Source organism: Streptomyces sp. NPDC042336, assembly GCF_055581985.1.
Genome location: NZ_JBVJEA010000015.1, coordinates 63,886 through 80,234 on the forward strand (window position 1 = coordinate 63,886; position 16,349 = coordinate 80,234).

The following is a 16,349-nucleotide window of genomic DNA, read 5'->3' on the forward strand; positions in this document are numbered from 1 at the left end:
CCGGGACGGACCCGGCGGTGCGGCGTCCTTGCCGCGTCGCCACCGGGCGGTTCGTAGCATGGGATCATGAACGGTTCAGTGCCCGACACGATGCGGGCGGCGTACATCGACGCCGTCGGCCCGCCCGACGCCATCCGGCACGGGGAACTGCCCGTGCCGCCCGTCGGTCCCACGGACGTGCTCGTGCGGGTGACGGCCGTCGCCGCCAACCCCGTGGACACCTTCGTGAGGTCCGGTGCCTACGCCACCCCGCTGCCCTCGCCCTTCGTGGTCGGCCGCGACCTGGTGGGCGAGGTCGCCGTCGCCGGACCCGGCGCCGCGGGCTTCACCCTCGGGCGGCGGGTGTGGTGCAACAGCCTGGGCCACGCGGGCCGGCAGGGGTCCTTCGCCCAGTACGCGACGGTCGCCGCCGAACGCCTCTACCCCGCGCCGCCCGGCATCGACGCGGAACACCTCGTCGCGGCGGCCCACCCGGCCGCCTCCGCCTGGCTCGCGTTGTTCCGGCACGGGCGGCTGCGCGCGGGGGAGACCGTCTACGTCGCAGGCGGCGCCGGGAACGTGGGCGGCGCCGCCGTCGCCCTGGCCGCCCGGGCCGGGGCCCGCGTGATCGCCACGGCGCGCGCGGAGGACGCCGACGCGGTGCGGGGCCTGGGCGCCGCCGAGGTCCTCGACCACCGCGCGCCCGACCTCGACGCGCGCACGCGCCGGGCCGCTCCCGACGGCTACGACGTGCACCTGGACACGTCCGGGCACGGGGTGCTAGCCGACGCCGTGGACTCGCTGGCCCGAGGCGGGCGCCTGGTCGCGATGGTGGGACTGGGCGGCGGGCCCGCCGCTCTGCCCGTGAGCCGGCTCTACACCAGGGACGCGAGCATCCTGGGCTTCGCCATCAGCAACGCCACGACCGCCGACCTCGCCGAGGCGGCACGGGGCGTCGTGGGCGTCCTCGCGGACACCCCGTGGCGTCCGCGCGTCGCCGACCGGCTGCCGCTGTCGCTGACGGCCGAGGCCCACCGCAGACTGGAGGCCGGGGACGTGCGGGGGCGTCTGGTCCTCACGCCCGCTTGATCGTCTTTCCGGCCGGGCGGGCCCGGTCCATGATGGACACGAGGGAGACGTCCGCAAGCCCGTCCACAAGAGCGTGGGGTCCAGGAATGCGCCGTGAAGACCTGCCCGCCCCGGAGTCGGGGCTGCTGCTCACCCACTTCCTCACCGTGGCCGACGTGCCGCGCTCGCGCGCCTTCTACTCCGAGGTGCTCGGCGGCGAGGTCGTGCTCGCGGAGAACCCGTGCATCGTCAAGCTCGCGAACAGCTGGATCATCATGAACCCGGGCGGAGGGCCGACGCCGGACAAACCCGACGTCACCCTGCGACCGCCGGACGACCCCGGGACGGCGACGAGCTTCCTCAACATCCGGGTGGCCGACATCGAGCGCTGCCACCGCGAGTGGAGCGCGCTCGGCGCCGAGTTCCTCACCCCGCCGATCGACCGGAAGGCCGAACTGCGGTGCTATCTGCGCGACCCCGACGGCTACCTGATCGAGGTCGGCCAGGCCACCGGGCTGCTGCAGGGCATTCTCGCCGATCCGCCCGCGGGCCCGGGCCGGGGCTGACGCGTCCGGCAGACCCCTCGGGACCGCTCAGGGCTGCGGACGGACGGTCAGCAGCTGCTGGGCGTGGCCCACGGGACCGTCCAGGTCGTGCAGCACGGTGCTGGTGACGCCCTGGCCGGTGGGCCCGAAGACGACGGTGGTGTCCAGGCCGGTCCAGCGGCCCCGCGGCGCGCGGTGCAGGTGCAGGGTCAGATCCACGTTCGGGAACATCCACTCCCGCGGCGACTGCCGCACCGCGATGCCGTTGGCCGTGTCGACCAGCGCGACGTACGAGGCCAGCGGGCTCGCGCTCTCCCCGGCGACCAGATCGAGGCCGGTGGAGATCCAGGCGGTGGCGCGTCCCGGACGCGGAGGGGCGAGCGGGCGTACGTCCAGGGAGGCGATGTACCCACCGGGCCACTCGGCGTCCATCGGCCAGCGGGCGAGCGAGTCCGGCCCGGTGAGCCGGGCGGCACCGCCACCGGCGACGGCGCTCGTGTCCCCGTCCGCCAGCAGCCACGCCCTGGCCCGCGCCACCGACCGGTCCGCTATCAGTACGGTCGCCTCGACCAGCTCGATGGTGCGTCCCGGCCGGACGGTCTCCACCCGTATCTCGCACTCGTCCAGAGCGGGGCGGCCCAGGATGTCGAAGCTGATCCGGCTCATCGACATCGCCGCGCCGGCACGGCCCGCCAGATGGCGGTCGACGGCGTGCACGATCAGACCCCCGAGCGGACTGAAGTGCTGTTCGTCCGAGCTCCACGCGCCGCCCGCGTGCGGGGTCGGCTTATAGCGGTGCTCGTCGATGCGCTCGTAGTAGCTGTCCGGGGTCGCTGTGCTGGTGTTCAACGGGCTGCTCCTGGAACGACGGCGGTGACGAGGACGACGGCGGGCCGGGACGGGGGCGCCGGGGCCGCGACCAGGATAGTTCGGCGGCGAATCACTCCCCGGCCCGAGTGGGACGCCCCCGCCTGGGAACCCTGACCGTCCGGCAGACCGAAGGCGGCGCCCAGGCGAAGGAGTACCGCGATGGCGAAGAAGCGCGACGGCGGCGCGGACCTGAGGAAGGGTGACGGGGTCACCTGGAACAGCCACGGCTCCCGCACCGAGGGCGAGGTGGAGAAGAAGATCACCCAGCGCACCGAGGCGGCCGGCCGCACCGTGGACGCCTCGTCCGACGACCCGCAGTACCAGGTCCGCAGCGACAAGTCGGGCAGGCCGGCGGTGCACAAGCCGTCCGCGCTGAAGAAGGAGTGAGGGAGTGAGGCGTCATGGACGGAGACGAACAGGACGAGACCCGGGACGCCTTCCATGACCTGGTGAACATGACACCGGCCGAACTGGACCGGTGGCTCGACACCGACGAGTCGCGGGACGCCGGGCACCACCAGGACGGGGGCGAGTCCGTCGGGCACGCGTCCGGCCGCCGGATCGTCGAGATCCTGCACAAGAACGAGGGCGACCTCTCGGACGACGACTACGAGCACATGCGCAAGGTCGTCGGCTATGTCCGCCGGCACCTCGCCCAGCGCCCCTCGGGCGACGTCGAGGACACCCGGTGGCGGTACTCGCTCATGAACTGGGGCCACGACCCCCTGGCACGCCATGGATGACGACGACCCGCACCGGCGCCCCGCGGGCGTCAGCGACGAGACCGTCCAGGCCCTCGGATCCCTGTCCAAGGCCCTGGAGACGACCGAGTGCGCCCGCGGCCACCTGTTCGCCTTCCACCAGCACACCGGCTCCGCGGACTTCGAACTCGACCGCGCGGTCGAGCTGCTGCGCGCCGCGGGGCACCCGGAGCTGGCGGAGCGCGTACGCACCGAGATCCTGGGCCGCAACGTCATCCCCGGCCACTGGACCTTCCAGATCGTCGACGCCTACGACCGGACGTACTACCAGCCGTTCCGGGACCTGGAGCGGGAGGCGGTGGCGCGCCTCGCCCAGGGCCGCAGGCACCTGTACGAGGCGGAGCTGAAGGAGGCCCGCCGGACGCGGAACCACCCGGACCACACGTCCCGTCCGGACGGCCCCCGCACCTGACGGCCGCCCGGGTCCGCCCGCCCGGGCTCAGTCGCGTCCGCGGGCCCGCCTGAAACGGTCCAGACCCTCGGAGAGGCCGACGATCGGGTCGGGATAGGCGCCGCAGACGGAGCGCTCCGCCTCCGGCAGCCGCCAGGGCTCGTGCACGGAGCGGCCCGCGGACCCGGACAGCTCCGGCACCCAGCGCCGGACGTATGCCCCGTCGGGGTCGAACCGCCGTGCCTGCGTGAGCGGGTTGAGGACGCGGTGCGGCCGGGTGTCGGTTCCGGTGCCCGCGGCCCACTGCCAGTTCAGCTGGTTGTTGGCCACGTCGCCGTCCACGAGCAGCTCCAGGAAGTGCCGGGCGCCGACCCGCCAGTCCACGTACAGCGTCTTGGTGAGGAAACTGGCGACCAGCAGGCGGCCCCGGTTGTGCATCCAGCCCTCGTGCCGCAGCTGGCGCATCGCCGCGTCCACGACCGGGTAGCCCGTGCGCCCCTCCTTCCACGCGGTGACGTCGGCCTCGGCGTCCGCGCCGGTGCGCCAGCGGTCGTGCCGGGTGCGGTAGTCGGCGGCCGAGGCGTGCGGGCGGGCGGCCAGCACCTGGTGGTGGAAGTCCCGCCAGGCCAGCTGCCGTACGAACGCCTCGGCGCCGGGACCGCCCTCGCGCCGGGCCCGGTGCACCAGCTCGACGGGGGAGAGGGCGCCGAGGTGCAGGTCGGGGGAGAGCCGGGAGGTGGCGTCCCCGGCCAGGTCGTCGTGGCGATCCGCGTAGCCGGCGATGCCGCCGCGCAGCCAGGCCGTCATGCGCTTCCTGGCCGCCCGTTCCCCACCGGTGGGCAGCCCCGGGGACAGACCCGTCAGGTCCCCGCGGGCGGGCAGTGGCTCCGAGCCGACACGGTCCGGTACACGCACCCGGCGCGGGGCGGCCAGCGGCTCGCGGACCGAACGCTCGCTCCAGCGCCGGAAGTACGGGGTGAAGACCGCGAAGTGGTCGGAGGCGGCCGGGGTGACCGACCCCGGGGCCAGCACGGTGGTCACGGCGTCGTGGACGTGCAGGCGGCAGCCCCGCGCCGCCAGGGCGGAGCGCAGGCGTTCCTCGCGCCGGTGCGCGTGCGCGCTCACGTCGGCCGCCAGGTGCACCTCGTCGGCCTCTGCCTCCCCGGCCACCGCGCACACCTCCTCGACCAGGTCGCCGGAGCGGACCACCAGCCGACCGCCCCGGTCCCGCAGCCCGGAGTCCAGGTCCCGCAGACAGTCGGCGAGCAGGGCGAGCCGGTTGGGCGCGGCGAACCCCGCGGCGTCCACGGCCCGGTCACGCACGAACAGCGGCACCACCTCGGCGGAGCGGCCGAGGGCCGCACGAAGCGGCGGATGGTCGTGCAGCCGCAGATCGCGGGTGAACAGGACGACCGACGTGGCCATGGCACTCCTCGCGGGGTTGTCGGGCGACGCTACCGGACCACCGCGCCTCCTGCGCGAGGACGCGCACGTGCGCGGCCGCTCCCGGGACGGCCGACCGTGCCGGCGCGGGATGGGCTCAGGAGCCGTGGCCCGGAGGGCGGGCGCCGCGGGCGGCGGCGCGGGCGAGGTTGCGGGCCATGCCGCCGAAGACCACGGCGTGGAAGGGCCACACGCTCCACCAGTAGGCCTGGCCCGCCAGCCCGCGGGGATGGAACAGCGCCCGCTGGCGGTACCGCGTCCGCCCCGCGTCGTCGGTCTCGGCGTACATCTCCAGCCAGGCGAGCCCCGGCAGCCGCATCTCGGCGCGCAGCCGCAGCAGCCGCCCGGGGACGATCTCCTCCACCCGCCAGAAGTCCAGCGAGTCCCCGACCCGCAGCCGCGCGGCGTCCCGGCGCCCCCGGCGCAGGCCCACCCCGCCGACCAGCCGGTCGAGCCAGCCCCGTACCGCCCATGCCAGTGGGAAGGAGTACCAGCCGTTGTCGCCGCCGATGCCCTCGATGACCCGCCACAGCGCGTCGGGCGGCGCGTCGACCGTGAGCGCGCGGTGGTCGGTGTAGAGGCTGCCGCCGGCCCAGTCGGGGTCGGTGGGCAGCGGGTCGCTGGGCGCCCCCGGCACGGACGCGGACGACCAGCGGGTGGTGACCCGGGCCTCCCGCACCCGCCGCAGGGCCAGCCGCAGCGCGTCGTCGAAGCCGAGCGGGTATCCCGGCGGGGGCGGAACGTACCGCACGATGTCGTTCTCGCCGCACACCACCTCGTGCCGCAGTGACTCGGTGAGCGGGCGCGCGATGGCCGCCGGGACCGGCGTGACCAGCCCGACCCAGTGGCTGGACAGCCCGGGGGACAGCATCGGCACCGGCAGGATCAGCCGCCTGGGCAGCTCGGCGACCTCGGCGTAGCGCACCATCATGTCCCGGTAGGTGAGGATGTCGGGGCCGCCGATGTCGAAGGTCCGCGAGACCTCGGCCGGCATGGTCGCGCTGCCGGCCAGGACGCGCAGCACGTCCCGGACGGCGACCGGCTGGATGCGGGTGCGGACCCAGCTGGGCGTGACCATCACCGGCAGCCGCTCGGTGAGGTAGCGCAGCATCTCGAAGGAGGCCGACCCGGAGCCGATGACGACCGCCGCGCGCAGCACGGTGGTGGGCACGCCGGAGGCCAGCAGGATGCGGCCGACCTCGGCGCGGGAGCGCAGGTGCGGTGACAGCTCGCCTTCCGGCACCCCGGACGGGGTCAGGCCGCCCAGATAGACGATGCGCCGTACGCCGGCCGCCTCGGCCCGCTCGGCGAAGACGCGTGCCGCCCGTCGGTCGGTCGCCTCGAAGTCGCCGCCGGTGCCGAGCGCGTGCACCAGGTAGTAGGCGACGTCCACGCCCTCCATCGCGCGCGCCACCGAGTCGGCGTCGGTCACGTCCCCGCGCACCACCTCGGCCTTTCCCGCCCAGGGATGGTCGCGCAGCTTGTGCGGGGAACGGGCCAGGCACCGCACCCGGTGCCCGGCGTCCAGCAGCTCGGGCACGAGACGGCCCCCGATGTACCCCGTCGCCCCGGTGACCAGGCAGCGCAGGCCCGCCCCACCGCCCCCGCCGCTCGTCCGGCCGGGTCCTTCGCTCGCCTGACTCATGTGGCTCCGTCGCTCGCGGGACAGTCGTCACCGTCACCCCTTCCCCCGGACGGCCCGCGACGGACACGTCCCGGCCCAGGTCGACCCTTCTATACGCTGATCGCGTGGCGACAGCGAACCAGCGCGGACAGCACGCGCACGAGCGGGGGACAGGCCCCGGTCCCGAGGCGGGCGACCTGCACGTCCTCGCCGCGCAACTGCGGCGGATGAACGGCGAGATCAACCGCCTCGTGCACGGATTCGCCGGCGGCCACGGCCTGCACGCCACCGACGTCCAGGCGCTCGCCGCGATCCTGGACGCGCGCGAGCCCATGACGCCGGGGCGGCTGCGCGAGCACCTGGGGCTGACCTCGGGCGCGGTCACGGCCTGCGTGGACCGGCTGGAGCGCGCGGGGCACGTGCGCCGGGTCCGGGAGAGCGCCGACCGCCGGGTCGTGCACCTGCGCTACGTGCCCGAGGCCCGGGAAGCGGCCCGGACGTACTTCCTTCCGCTCGCCGAGGCCGCCGCGACCACCCGCGCGCGCTTCGACGACGACGAACTGGCGGTCGTCGTCCGCTTCCTGACGGCGATGAACGAGGAGCTGGGCCTCGTACGCTCGGACGAGCGCTGAGGCGCCCGGCGGTACCGCATACGGGGGAACGGCCGGGGCACACGCGGTGTGTCATGACGGATGAGGGGTCCCAAGTAACTCAATCATTGAGATTGTTTATGATCGAGTCACTCTTCCGTGGCCCCACGCCGACCCGCAGACCTGGAGACCCGACACCGATGTCCATCCCCTCCCGGCGGGCCCGTTGGCTCCTCCCCGTCGTCCTGCTCCTGGTCTGGCTCGGCATCGGCGGAGCGCTCGGGCCGTACGCCGGAAAGCTCGGCGAGGTCGCCACCAACGACCAGGCCGCCTTCCTGCCCCGCAGTGCGGAGTCCACCCGGGTCGTCGACGCCCAGAAGGCCTTCCAGCAGGACGAGACGCTCCCGGTGATCGTCGTGTGGACCGCTGACGGCGGCGGCTCCGTCACCGGCCACCGGGCCGAGGCCACCCGTTCCCTCGTCCCCCTGGAAGACGTGCCCGGCGTCGTCGGGCGGGCGTCGCCCGCGCTGCCCTCCGACGACGGCGAGGCCCTCCAGGCCGTCGTCCAGGTCGAGCCCGGCCTCGGCGACGCACTGCCCGACGTCCTGGAGCGGATCGGCGACGCGGCCGGGCAGGTGCCGGACACACGCGCCCAGCTGGCCGGTCCCGCGGCCTCCCAGGCCGACCTCTCCGACGCCTTCTCGGGCATCGACGGGCTGCTCCTCGGTGTCGCGCTGATCACCGTCCTGGTGATCCTGCTGCTGGTCTACCGCAGTGTGCTGCTGCCGCTGGTGATCATCCTGGGCGCCGTCTTCGCCCTGGGCCTGGCCTGCGCGATCGTCTACGCGCTCGCCGAGCGGGACGTCGTACGCGTCGACGGGCAGGTGCAGGGGATCCTCTCCATCCTGGTCATCGGCGCCGCCACCGACTACGCCCTGCTGCTCACCGCCCGCTTCCGCGAGGAACTCGCCCGGCACCCGGACCGCTTCGCCGCCGTGCGCGCCGCCCTGCGGGCCTCCTGGGGTGCCGTGGTGGCCAGCGCGGCGACCGTCGCCCTCGCGCTGCTGGCCCTGCTGCTCAGCGACCTGACCAACAACCGCGCGCTCGGGCCCGTCGGCGCCATCGGCATCGTCTGCGCCGTACTGAGCACGCTCACCTTCCTGCCGGCCGTCCTGGTCCTGCTCGGCCGGGCCGCCTACTGGCCGGCCAGGCCGGTGCGCACCGGTGACCCGGAGGCCGGGCACCGGCTGTGGCACCGGGTCGCGGAACTGGTGGACCGGGCCCCGCGCCGGATCTGGGCGATCTCCCTGGCCGCGCTGCTCGCCTGCGCCGCCTTCGCGCCGACCCTGTCCTCCAAGGGCGTCCCGCTGGACGAGATCTTCGTGAACGACACCCCGTCGGTCGCCGCGCAGCGGACGCTGGCCCGGCACTTCCCCGGCGGTTCCGGCAACCCCGCCGTGATCATCGCCGAGGCCGACCGCCTCGACCCGGTCCTCGCGGCCGCCCGTGACACCCCCGGCGTCGCCTCCGCCGCCCCGGTCACCGCGTCAGGCCGTCCCGGCGGCGGCGCGCCCAAGGTGGTCGACGGGCGGGTACGCGTCGACGCGACGCTCCGGGCGCCTGCCGACAGCGACGCCGCCAAGAGCGCGGTGGCCAGGCTCAGGGCGGCCGTCCACAGCGTACCCGGCGCGGACGCCCTGGTCGGGGGCTACACCGCCCAGCAGTACGACACCCAGCGCACCGCCGAGCACGACCGCACCCTCATCGTGCCCGTGGTCCTCGCCATCATCCTGGTCATCCTGATCGCCCTGCTGCGCTCCCTGCTGATGCCGGTGCTGCTGGTGGCGACGGTGGCGCTGAACTTCGTGGCCACCCTGGGCGTCTCGGCGCTGGTCTTCACCCACGTGTTCGGCTTCAGCGGCACGGACGCCTCCGTCCCGCTCTACGGCTTCGTCTTCCTGGTCGCGCTGGGCGTGGACTACAACATCTTCCTCATGTCCCGGGTACGGCAGGAGGCGCTGCACCACGGGGTGCGGGAGGGCATCCTGCGCGGTCTGACCGCCACCGGCGGCGTGATCACCTCGGCCGGGGTCGTCCTCGCCGCGACCTTCGCCGCGCTCGGCGTCATCCCGCTCGCCTTCCTGGTGCAGATCGCCTTCATCGTGGCCTTCGGCGTCCTGCTGGACACGCTGGTGGTGCGCTCGCTGCTGGTCCCGGCGCTCGCCCGCGACCTCGGCGCCGTCGCCTGGTGGCCCGGGCGGCTCGGACACCGGACCCGGGCGGGACGGGAATGACCCGGCCCGGTCCTCACGCCCGCGGACGCCGCTCCGGCGGCCGCACCGTGCCCAGGAAACGCCGTACGTCGATCTCTATGACGACCCGTTCCGGGTTCGCCCGGGGCTGCCGGTAGCGGGCGGCGTAGCGGGTCTCCGCGTCGCGGACCGCCCCGGCGTCGTCCCGCACGGTCGCTACGCCCTCCAGCGTGGACCAGCGCCTGCCGTCCACCTGGCCCACGGCGACGACCGCTCCGGCGGCCCGCCGTACGTTGCGCGCCTTCGTGGTGTCCCGGCTCGTGATGACCCGCGCCGTGCGGGTGGCGTGGTCGTACGTCACCCCGACCGGGACCAGGTGGGGCGTCCCGTCGGCCCGCGGCGTCGACAGGAAGCACACCCGGCGCTCCTGCCAGAACCGGACGAACTCGTCGTCCGCGTCGTGCTGTTCCCCGGCGTCCATCCGCTCTCCTCACCCGCGCCGCGTGTGTCCCGTCCGGGACAGCATCGCCCGGCGGTCCGGACGCCCGCACGGCGGGGTCCGCGCACGCGGCACGCGCGGGCCGGCGCGACGGGGACGGCTCAGGCGGCGTCCCGCTCGGAGCCGTGGTCCTCGCGGCTGGGGCCGCTCCCGCCACCCGGGAGGAGACGCAGGTGCCGGCGCCGGGCGTGCCGGGGCGGCGCCGGATCCCCGAACAGCCGGTCCTCCAGATAAGTCATGGTGAACAACAACAGCCCCAGGCCGGGCAGTAGCAAGACGGCAACGGTAACCACGCCGCGGGCCCCTTCCGCTGTGGGACGACTCCCCGCGGGTGCCCAGCCGGGCGCCGGTGAAAGCCGTCATGTTCGCCCGGTAGGCGGGTAGGCGGCCCCGACGGCAGACAAGTCGTCCCCGAGGAACGGAGCAGCCGAGCCGATGTCGCACACCTCCCCGCCCGCCGAACCGGCCACGAACCCGCAGCTGGCGGCCTCGTGGTCGGACTGGGTCGGCGACCACACCACGGCACTGATCGGGATCCCGCTGCGCATCGCGCTCATCGTCGTGATCCTGCTCGTGCTGCGGGCCGTGGCCAAGCGGGCCATCACCCGGGTCGTCCAGCGGGTCCTGGAACCGTCGGCGGGCGAGGCCGAGCGCGGCCGTCCCCGCAGGGCGGCCCGCGGCGCCGCCGTCCTGCACCGCGACCGGTCCCGGGCGCGGCAACGCCGCGAACAGCGGGCCCGCACCATCGGGTCGGTGCTCAGCAGCGCCGTCACCATCGTGCTGTTCATGGTCGGCGTGGCCATGGTGCTCGACCAGGTCGGCATCGCCCTCGGCCCTCTGCTGGCCAGCGCCGGAGTGGTAGGCCTGGCCATCGGCTTCGGCGCCCAGAGCCTGGTCGCGGACTACCTGTCAGGGCTGCTGATCATGGTCGAGGACCAGTACGGCGTCGGCGACTCGGTCGACCTCGGTGAGGCCGTCGGCGAAGTGGAGCACGTCGGCCTGCGCCTGACCCATGTGCGCGACCTCAACGGCGGCCTGTGGCACATCCGCAACGGCGAGATCCTCCGGGTCCGCAACGACAGCCAGGAATGGGCCCGCGCCGTCCTGGACGTCGCCGTGGCCCACGACGCGAACCTCGACACCGTCTACCGCGTCCTGGAGGACACCGGCCGCGCGCTGCGCGAGGAGCCGGACTTCGCGGACGTCCTGCTGGAGGACCCCGCGGTGTGGGGCGTGCAGTCCCTGGACGCCGACGGGGTGCTGGTGCGCCTCGCCGTCAAGACCGCGCCGCTCCAGCAGTGGGGCGTCACCCGTGAGCTGCGCCGCCGGGTCAAGGAGGCGCTGGACGACGCGGGCGTCGAGATCCCCTTCCCGCGCCGGGGGGTGTGGGTGCGCGCCGACACCTCCGACGGCGGGGCGGAGGCGCTCACGCGCTGACGGAGACGCCCGCACCCGCCGACGCCGGACTTTGCTGTTCCGGCAAACACTTTTGGTGCCTCCCGGCCGGCCGGGGCAGCCTGCACACGGGCCGCGCGGCTCTCGCGCGCCCCGTCGAGCAGGACGACCGCGCCCGCCCCAGGAGGCACCATGACCGACATCCCCGCGCCGGCTCCCGCCGCGGCGTTCTGGGAAGCCCGCTACCGCGACACCGGCCGCGTGTGGAGCGGCCGCCCCAACGAGTTGCTGGTCCAGGAGGCGGGTGGCCTCGTGCCCGGCACCGCGCTCGACCTCGGCTGCGGCGAAGGGGCGGACGCCGTGTGGCTGGCCTCGCGCGGCTGGCGGGTCACCGGCGTGGACATCTCCGCCACCGCCCTCGAACGCGCGTCCGGGCACGCCGTCGAGGCCGGGGTCGGCGACCGGGTCGTCTGGGAACGCCACGAGCTGGGACCCTCGTTCCCCGAGGTCTCCTTCGACCTGGTGAGCGCCCACTACCTGCAATCCCCGGTGGCCCTCGACCAGCGGGCGGTGCTGCGGTCCGCCGCGCGGGCCGTGGCGCGGGGCGGCACCCTGCTGGTGGTCATGCACGCAGGCTGGCCCTCCTGGCAGACCGAACCGCCGTTCGACGCCGTCTTCCCCACCCTGGACGGCCTCCTCGCCGAACTCGCCCTGCCCGAGGGGGAGTGGAGTGTCGAGACCCGCAGGACCGCGCGCCGGCCGAGCGTCTCGCCCGACGGCGTCGAGGGCTTCCGCGAGGACCACGTGTGGCGCCTGCGGCGGACAGTTGGACGTTGAACGAGTTATCTCCCGAGAATTTTGTGAAGAAAGGCATGTTCTGGGACTTATCGGACACCCTTGGGTGTGAAGGCCATTTGGCTACCAGAGGGAGATGGTGAAATGCCTTCCAAGGACAAGGTGCTCCAGGAAGTCACCCGCACCGAGAACATCGACATCGACGCGGTACTCGACCCCGCCGAGCCCGACGGAGTCTTCCGCGACAGCCGCGAGTGCGCCGCGCTCGCCCTGCAGTCCGGAGGTACCAACCTGCTGCTCTCGCCGCCGACCCCGCGCCCGAAGAAGGGCTGACGGACCGACGGGAGCCGTGAGATGGAGCAGTCGAGCACATCGGCCCTGTTGCAGGGAACGGTGCTGGACCTCGCTTCCGACGTGGTCTCCGCTCTTCGGAGCGGAGACCACGTGCGAGCGGGGAGCACCCTGACGGGAGGCGGCGCCGGTGAGGGCGTAGCCCGTGCGGCGGTACGTGTCCTGGGCGCCGACACCCTGTTGCCCAGCGTCCTGCTGCGCGTCCCGCCCGACCCCGCGCAACTGGCCGTGTTCAAGGACGCCGTGGCCGCCCATCCGCCGCGCGGTGACGCGGCACCCACCGTCGTGTGGAGCCACTGGGCCATGACCCGCGCCCTGCGCCGGACCGAACAGCCCCTGGCGGGCCCGCCCCCCGACGACCCGGGCACCGAACCCGACGCCCGCTGGCTCGCCGACGCCGGCTGGCAGTTCCTGACCCACCAGCTCGCCGTCCTCGCCCCGCTCGCGCTGCCCGGCGAGGAGTGTGCGGTGACCCGCGTGGCGCGCGCCCGCCCGGTGGACGTGGCCCGCGGATTCGTCCGGGCGGTACGCCGCCGCGACTGGCAGCAGGCGGCCGGGGCCGGGCGCTGGCTCACCCTCCTGGACGGGGTGCCGGACACCCTCGGCCTGGAGGCCGGCCTGGACTTCGTACGCCTCATGGGCGGCTCCGACCCGCGGGTGGCCCTGCAACTGGAGGCGGCGCGGCTGATGCCGGCCGGGGTCCTCCTGTGAGCGTCCGCGGCATCGAGGCCGCCGCGCTGGACTGGGTGTGGACCCACCGCGACCGCTTCGCGCTCGGCGACGACGCGCTGGCCGCCGACGGCCAGGTCAACCGGACCTGGAAACCCCTGGGGGAACTCACCCAGGTCTGCGCCTCGGTCTCCCGGTGCACACCGCCCGGGGACCCGCTGCACACCCGCGTGTCCGAACTGCTGGACTTCGCCTGGCAGCAGACCCACCGCGGCGAACTCTTCCCGCTCATGCAGACGCTGGAGCCCTTCGCCACCTACCCGCTGGAGGTCTACGCGGCCTTCGCCTCGGCCGGACTGAGGCACCCCGGCTACGAGGCGTCCGCCGCGGTGCTGACCCGCACCCGCGGCTGGCGGCTCACCGAGCAGTACCCCACCCGCCGCCTCGGCGTGCTGGAGGCCGAGCGGCGCAGCGGCATCGACCCGCACGGGGACGTTCCGCAGGCGCTGGGCCGCACCTGGCTGGGCGGCCTGCCGGAACCGTGGACCTTCGAACGCGCGGCCGGTTACGCGCTCACCCATGTCGTCTTCCACCTCACCGACTGGGGACGAACGGCCCGGGGCGTGCCGGCGGACCTGGCGGACTACCTCGTGCACTGGCTGCCGCCCTGGCTCGACACCTGCCTGGATGCCCGGATGTGGGACCTGAGCTGCGAACTGCTCGCCGTGGCGGCGAGCCTGCCGCGCCCGCCGGAACCGGCCGTTCTGGAGGACGCCTGGCAGCGGGTCGCCGCCGCCCAGACCGCCTCCGGCGCGATCCCCGAGGAGGGCGCCGCCCAGGACGCCGCCGGAGCGGACCCGGGACCGGACCCCTACGACTTCACCGACTGCTACCACTCCACCCTGATGGCCGCGTTCGCGGCGGCACTCGCCACGGCAGCCACGGCCCGCCCGCCGGACGTGCGGCACGCGGCGCGACACGCCGGACAAGGAGCGCCGGGATGACCGACACCCGCCTGATCCACCGCGTCGGAGCCGGTGCCCTGGAGTGGCTGTGGGCCCACCGGGACGGATTCCGCCTCGAACCGGACGTGGACCCCGAGATCGGTTTCCTGGAACGCTTCAAGCCGATCGGCGAACTCGCCCTCATCTGCAAGGTGCTCTTCCGGGAGGGCGTGGCCGGCTCCCGCCAGGCACAGCTGGCGCGCCAACTGCTCGACCACATCTGGCGCGAGACCCTGGACGGCGGCCGCATGCTGGTGCGCGGCCAGCGCGTCGAACCCTTCTCGCCCGCCCCCTTCGAGGTCTACCTGCCCTTCAAGGAGCTGGGCTACAGCCAGCCCGAGGTGGAACGCGCCACGGTCCTCAACCACCGGCTGGACAGCTGGGCGCGCCTCCCGGTGACGCCCACCCGGCGCCTCGGCCTGTCCGCCTTCCAGCGCCGCTTCGGCCTGGCCGCCCGCCCGCCCGAGGCCGACCTGGTCGCGACCACCTGGCTGGCCGGCACCCCCGAGCCCTGGACGGTCGAGGGCCACACCGCCTACGACATCACCCACACGGTCTTCCACCTCACCGACTGGGGCGAGAACCCCGGCGGCCTGCCGCCCGACGTCGCCGACTACCTCGCCACCTGGCTCCCGGTGTGGCTCGACGACTGGCTGGACCTCCAGCGCTGGGACCTGCTCGGCGAACTCCTCGTCGTGGACGCCTGCCTGCCCCGGCCCACCCTCGACGAGGCCGCCTGGCAGGGCTTCGCCGCCGCCCAGCAGCCCGACGGCGCCATGCCCGCCGTACGCACGATGCCCGAGGGCGACCCCGACACGGTCTTCGACGTGGTCTACCACCCGACGCTGGTCGCCGCCTTCGCCTCCCTGCTGGCCACCTCCCGCGCCCTCACCGAGCTGGCGCACTCCGCCTCGTGACGGGCCGTCGTACGCCGTGGCCGGGGGAACCCGCCGCCGAGGAGCACGTCCCGCCGGAGTGCGCACCGGCCGACGAGGCGGCGCTGCGCGAGCGGCTGGCCGAGGCCGTGGACGCCGCCGACGCGCCCGACGTCGTCTTCGCCGTCTCCCGACGCGGGCGGCGCACCCTGTACGGCGGCGGCACCGCCCCGCCGCCCGACCTCCCCCGCGAGGACCTGCGCTACGAGATCGGGTCGGCGTCAAAGACGTTCACCGCGCTGCTGCTCACGCGTCTGATCCGGCGCGGCGTGCTCACCGGCGGCGAGGCCGCTGCCCGCTGCCTGGACCCCGGCCATCCCGTCGGCCCGCACCCCGTGACGCTCGCGCACCTGATCACCCATACGTCGGGGCTGCCCGCCCTGCCCGCCGACTTCGTGCGCAGGGGCCTGCCCGCCTGGCGCACCAACCCCTACGCCCGCTATCCCGCAGAGCGGCTGACCGGCACCTTCCTGCGCCACGAGCCGAAGCACCGCCCCGGAACCCGCTGGCACTACTCCAACTACGGCGTCTCCGTCCTCGGCCACGCGATCGCCGCGACCACCGGTACCGCGTGGGAGGACCTGATCAGCGGACAGGTGCTGCGCGCCCTCGGCCTCAGCGCAACGGCGCTGCGGGCGGAGGGCGCCGGGACCGACGCCGTGGGACACCGCAAGGACGGCCGCACCCCCGTCCCGCCCTTCGACGCGGGCGGCTTCCAGGCCGCCGGAGCCGTCCGGTCCACCCCCGGCGACCTGCTCACCTTCCTGGAGGCCCACCTCGACCCGGCCCGCTCACCGGCCGCCGGGGCGCTGCGCGCGGCGCGGGTGCCGGTGCTCCGGAGGGGGCTGGGGCACCGGCACGTGCACACGGTGGGGTGGTTCCGGCACCCCACGGACGGCGGGCCCATGTACTTCCACAGCGGCGCCACCCTGGGCCAGCAGGCGTTCCTGGGCTTCCGGCCGGACACGGACACGGCCCTGGCCGCGGTGTGCACCCGGCGGTTCCGCGCCCGGGACCCCTTCATCGCGACCGCCTACGCGCTCCTCGCGCAGGGATGACGCCCGGGACACGGCCGGGGGGGGGGGGCCCCCCCGCGGGCCCCCCCCCCCCCGGCCCGCCGGCGACCCCCCGGCCCCCCGCCGCGCGGGGACGCCCGGACACCGCCCCCCCAGGCAGGT

Annotated in this window: 19 protein-coding genes; 14 read left to right on the forward strand and 5 right to left on the reverse strand. The window is 74.7% G+C overall.

Annotated features, from left to right (window positions below):
- Positions 1-66 precede the first annotated feature (66 nt).
- A complete protein-coding gene (locus ACZ6IM_RS28215; RefSeq protein ID WP_469560172.1) occupies positions 67-1,068 on the forward strand; it encodes an NADPH:quinone reductase in 1,002 nt (333 codons plus the stop codon).
- Positions 1,069-1,154: 86 nt separating this feature from the next.
- Positions 1,155-1,613 carry a VOC family protein gene (locus tag ACZ6IM_RS28220; protein ID WP_052842582.1) on the forward strand — a complete coding sequence of 153 codons (459 nt, stop codon included), beginning with the start codon at positions 1,155-1,157 and terminating at the stop codon, positions 1,611-1,613.
- Between the two features lie 27 nt (positions 1,614-1,640).
- On the opposite strand, the gene ACZ6IM_RS28225 is transcribed toward ACZ6IM_RS28220, so the two are convergent.
- Entirely contained in the window at positions 1,641-2,441 is an 801-nt protein-coding gene (locus ACZ6IM_RS28225) for a thioesterase family protein (RefSeq protein WP_469560175.1), read from the reverse strand.
- Between the two features lie 180 nt (positions 2,442-2,621).
- Between ACZ6IM_RS28225 and ACZ6IM_RS28230 the strand changes: the two genes are divergently transcribed.
- The 3 genes from ACZ6IM_RS28230 to ACZ6IM_RS28240 are packed head-to-tail and all read left to right on the forward strand — an operon-like array spanning position 2,622 to position 3,635.
- Entirely contained in the window at positions 2,622-2,849 is a 228-nt protein-coding gene (locus tag ACZ6IM_RS28230) for a hypervirulence associated TUDOR domain-containing protein (RefSeq protein WP_469560178.1), read from the forward strand.
- A 14-nt stretch (positions 2,850-2,863) separates the two neighbouring features.
- Positions 2,864-3,205, forward strand: coding sequence for a DUF3140 domain-containing protein (locus ACZ6IM_RS28235; RefSeq protein ID WP_052842585.1), 342 nt, complete (start codon positions 2,864-2,866; stop codon positions 3,203-3,205).
- Positions 3,198-3,635 (forward strand): hypothetical protein, encoded by a 438-nt coding sequence (locus ACZ6IM_RS28240; RefSeq protein WP_052842586.1) that lies wholly within the window; start codon positions 3,198-3,200, stop codon positions 3,633-3,635. Before ACZ6IM_RS28235 ends, ACZ6IM_RS28240 begins: the two co-directional genes overlap by 8 nt.
- A 27-nt stretch (positions 3,636-3,662) precedes the next feature.
- Here ACZ6IM_RS28240 and ACZ6IM_RS28245 read toward each other — a convergent pair whose 3' ends face one another.
- Both ACZ6IM_RS28245 and ACZ6IM_RS28250 read right to left on the reverse strand, forming a co-directional pair.
- Positions 3,663-5,039, reverse strand: coding sequence for a cryptochrome/photolyase family protein (locus ACZ6IM_RS28245; protein ID WP_469560182.1), 1,377 nt, complete (start codon positions 5,037-5,039; stop codon positions 3,663-3,665).
- A gap of 115 nt (positions 5,040-5,154) precedes the next feature.
- Positions 5,155-6,702 (reverse strand): SDR family oxidoreductase, encoded by a 1,548-nt coding sequence (locus ACZ6IM_RS28250; RefSeq protein ID WP_469560185.1) that lies wholly within the window; start codon positions 6,700-6,702, stop codon positions 5,155-5,157.
- A gap of 104 nt (positions 6,703-6,806) precedes the next feature.
- Between ACZ6IM_RS28250 and ACZ6IM_RS28255 the strand changes: the two genes are divergently transcribed.
- Both ACZ6IM_RS28255 and ACZ6IM_RS28260 read left to right on the forward strand, forming a co-directional pair.
- Positions 6,807-7,313 carry a MarR family winged helix-turn-helix transcriptional regulator gene (locus ACZ6IM_RS28255; RefSeq protein WP_052842589.1) on the forward strand — a complete coding sequence of 169 codons (507 nt, stop codon included), beginning with the start codon at positions 6,807-6,809 and terminating at the stop codon, positions 7,311-7,313.
- 158 nt (positions 7,314-7,471) lie between these two features.
- The gene (locus ACZ6IM_RS28260; RefSeq protein ID WP_052842590.1) at positions 7,472-9,565 is read left to right on the forward strand and encodes an MMPL family transporter; all 2,094 of its coding nucleotides are present in this window, start codon (positions 7,472-7,474) and stop codon (positions 9,563-9,565) included.
- 13 nt (positions 9,566-9,578) lie between these two features.
- On the opposite strand, the gene ACZ6IM_RS28265 is transcribed toward ACZ6IM_RS28260, so the two are convergent.
- The gene (locus tag ACZ6IM_RS28265) at positions 9,579-10,004 is read right to left on the reverse strand and encodes a TIGR03618 family F420-dependent PPOX class oxidoreductase (RefSeq protein WP_052842591.1); all 426 of its coding nucleotides are present in this window, start codon (positions 10,002-10,004) and stop codon (positions 9,579-9,581) included.
- 119 nt (positions 10,005-10,123) lie between these two features.
- The gene (locus tag ACZ6IM_RS28270) at positions 10,124-10,297 is read right to left on the reverse strand and encodes a hypothetical protein (RefSeq protein ID WP_469560191.1); all 174 of its coding nucleotides are present in this window, start codon (positions 10,295-10,297) and stop codon (positions 10,124-10,126) included.
- Positions 10,298-10,457: 160 nt separating this feature from the next.
- On the opposite strand from ACZ6IM_RS28270, the gene ACZ6IM_RS28275 reads away from it, so the two are divergent.
- The 7 genes from ACZ6IM_RS28275 to ACZ6IM_RS28305 all read left to right on the forward strand — a co-directional run bounded on the left by ACZ6IM_RS28275 (position 10,458) and on the right by ACZ6IM_RS28305 (position 16,229).
- Positions 10,458-11,459, forward strand: coding sequence for a mechanosensitive ion channel family protein (locus ACZ6IM_RS28275; RefSeq protein ID WP_052842593.1), 1,002 nt, complete (start codon positions 10,458-10,460; stop codon positions 11,457-11,459).
- 150 nt (positions 11,460-11,609) lie between these two features.
- The gene (locus ACZ6IM_RS28280) at positions 11,610-12,254 is read left to right on the forward strand and encodes a class I SAM-dependent methyltransferase (RefSeq protein ID WP_469560194.1); all 645 of its coding nucleotides are present in this window, start codon (positions 11,610-11,612) and stop codon (positions 12,252-12,254) included.
- Between the two features lie 102 nt (positions 12,255-12,356).
- Positions 12,357-12,545 (forward strand): hypothetical protein, encoded by a 189-nt coding sequence (locus tag ACZ6IM_RS28285; RefSeq protein WP_052842595.1) that lies wholly within the window; start codon positions 12,357-12,359, stop codon positions 12,543-12,545.
- Positions 12,546-12,566: 21 nt separating this feature from the next.
- A complete protein-coding gene (locus tag ACZ6IM_RS28290) occupies positions 12,567-13,274 on the forward strand; it encodes a hypothetical protein (protein ID WP_052842596.1) in 708 nt (235 codons plus the stop codon).
- A complete protein-coding gene (locus tag ACZ6IM_RS28295; protein WP_052842597.1) occupies positions 13,271-14,236 on the forward strand; it encodes a DUF6895 family protein in 966 nt (321 codons plus the stop codon). The genes ACZ6IM_RS28290 and ACZ6IM_RS28295 overlap by 4 nt, the downstream gene beginning before the upstream one ends.
- Positions 14,233-15,153: a DUF6895 family protein gene (locus tag ACZ6IM_RS28300; RefSeq protein WP_052842598.1), complete on the forward strand. Its 921-nt coding sequence runs from the start codon at positions 14,233-14,235 to the stop codon at positions 15,151-15,153. Before ACZ6IM_RS28295 ends, ACZ6IM_RS28300 begins: the two co-directional genes overlap by 4 nt.
- A complete protein-coding gene (locus ACZ6IM_RS28305; protein WP_052842599.1) occupies positions 15,150-16,229 on the forward strand; it encodes a serine hydrolase domain-containing protein in 1,080 nt (359 codons plus the stop codon). The genes ACZ6IM_RS28300 and ACZ6IM_RS28305 overlap by 4 nt, the downstream gene beginning before the upstream one ends.
- Positions 16,230-16,349: the final 120 nt, after the last annotated feature.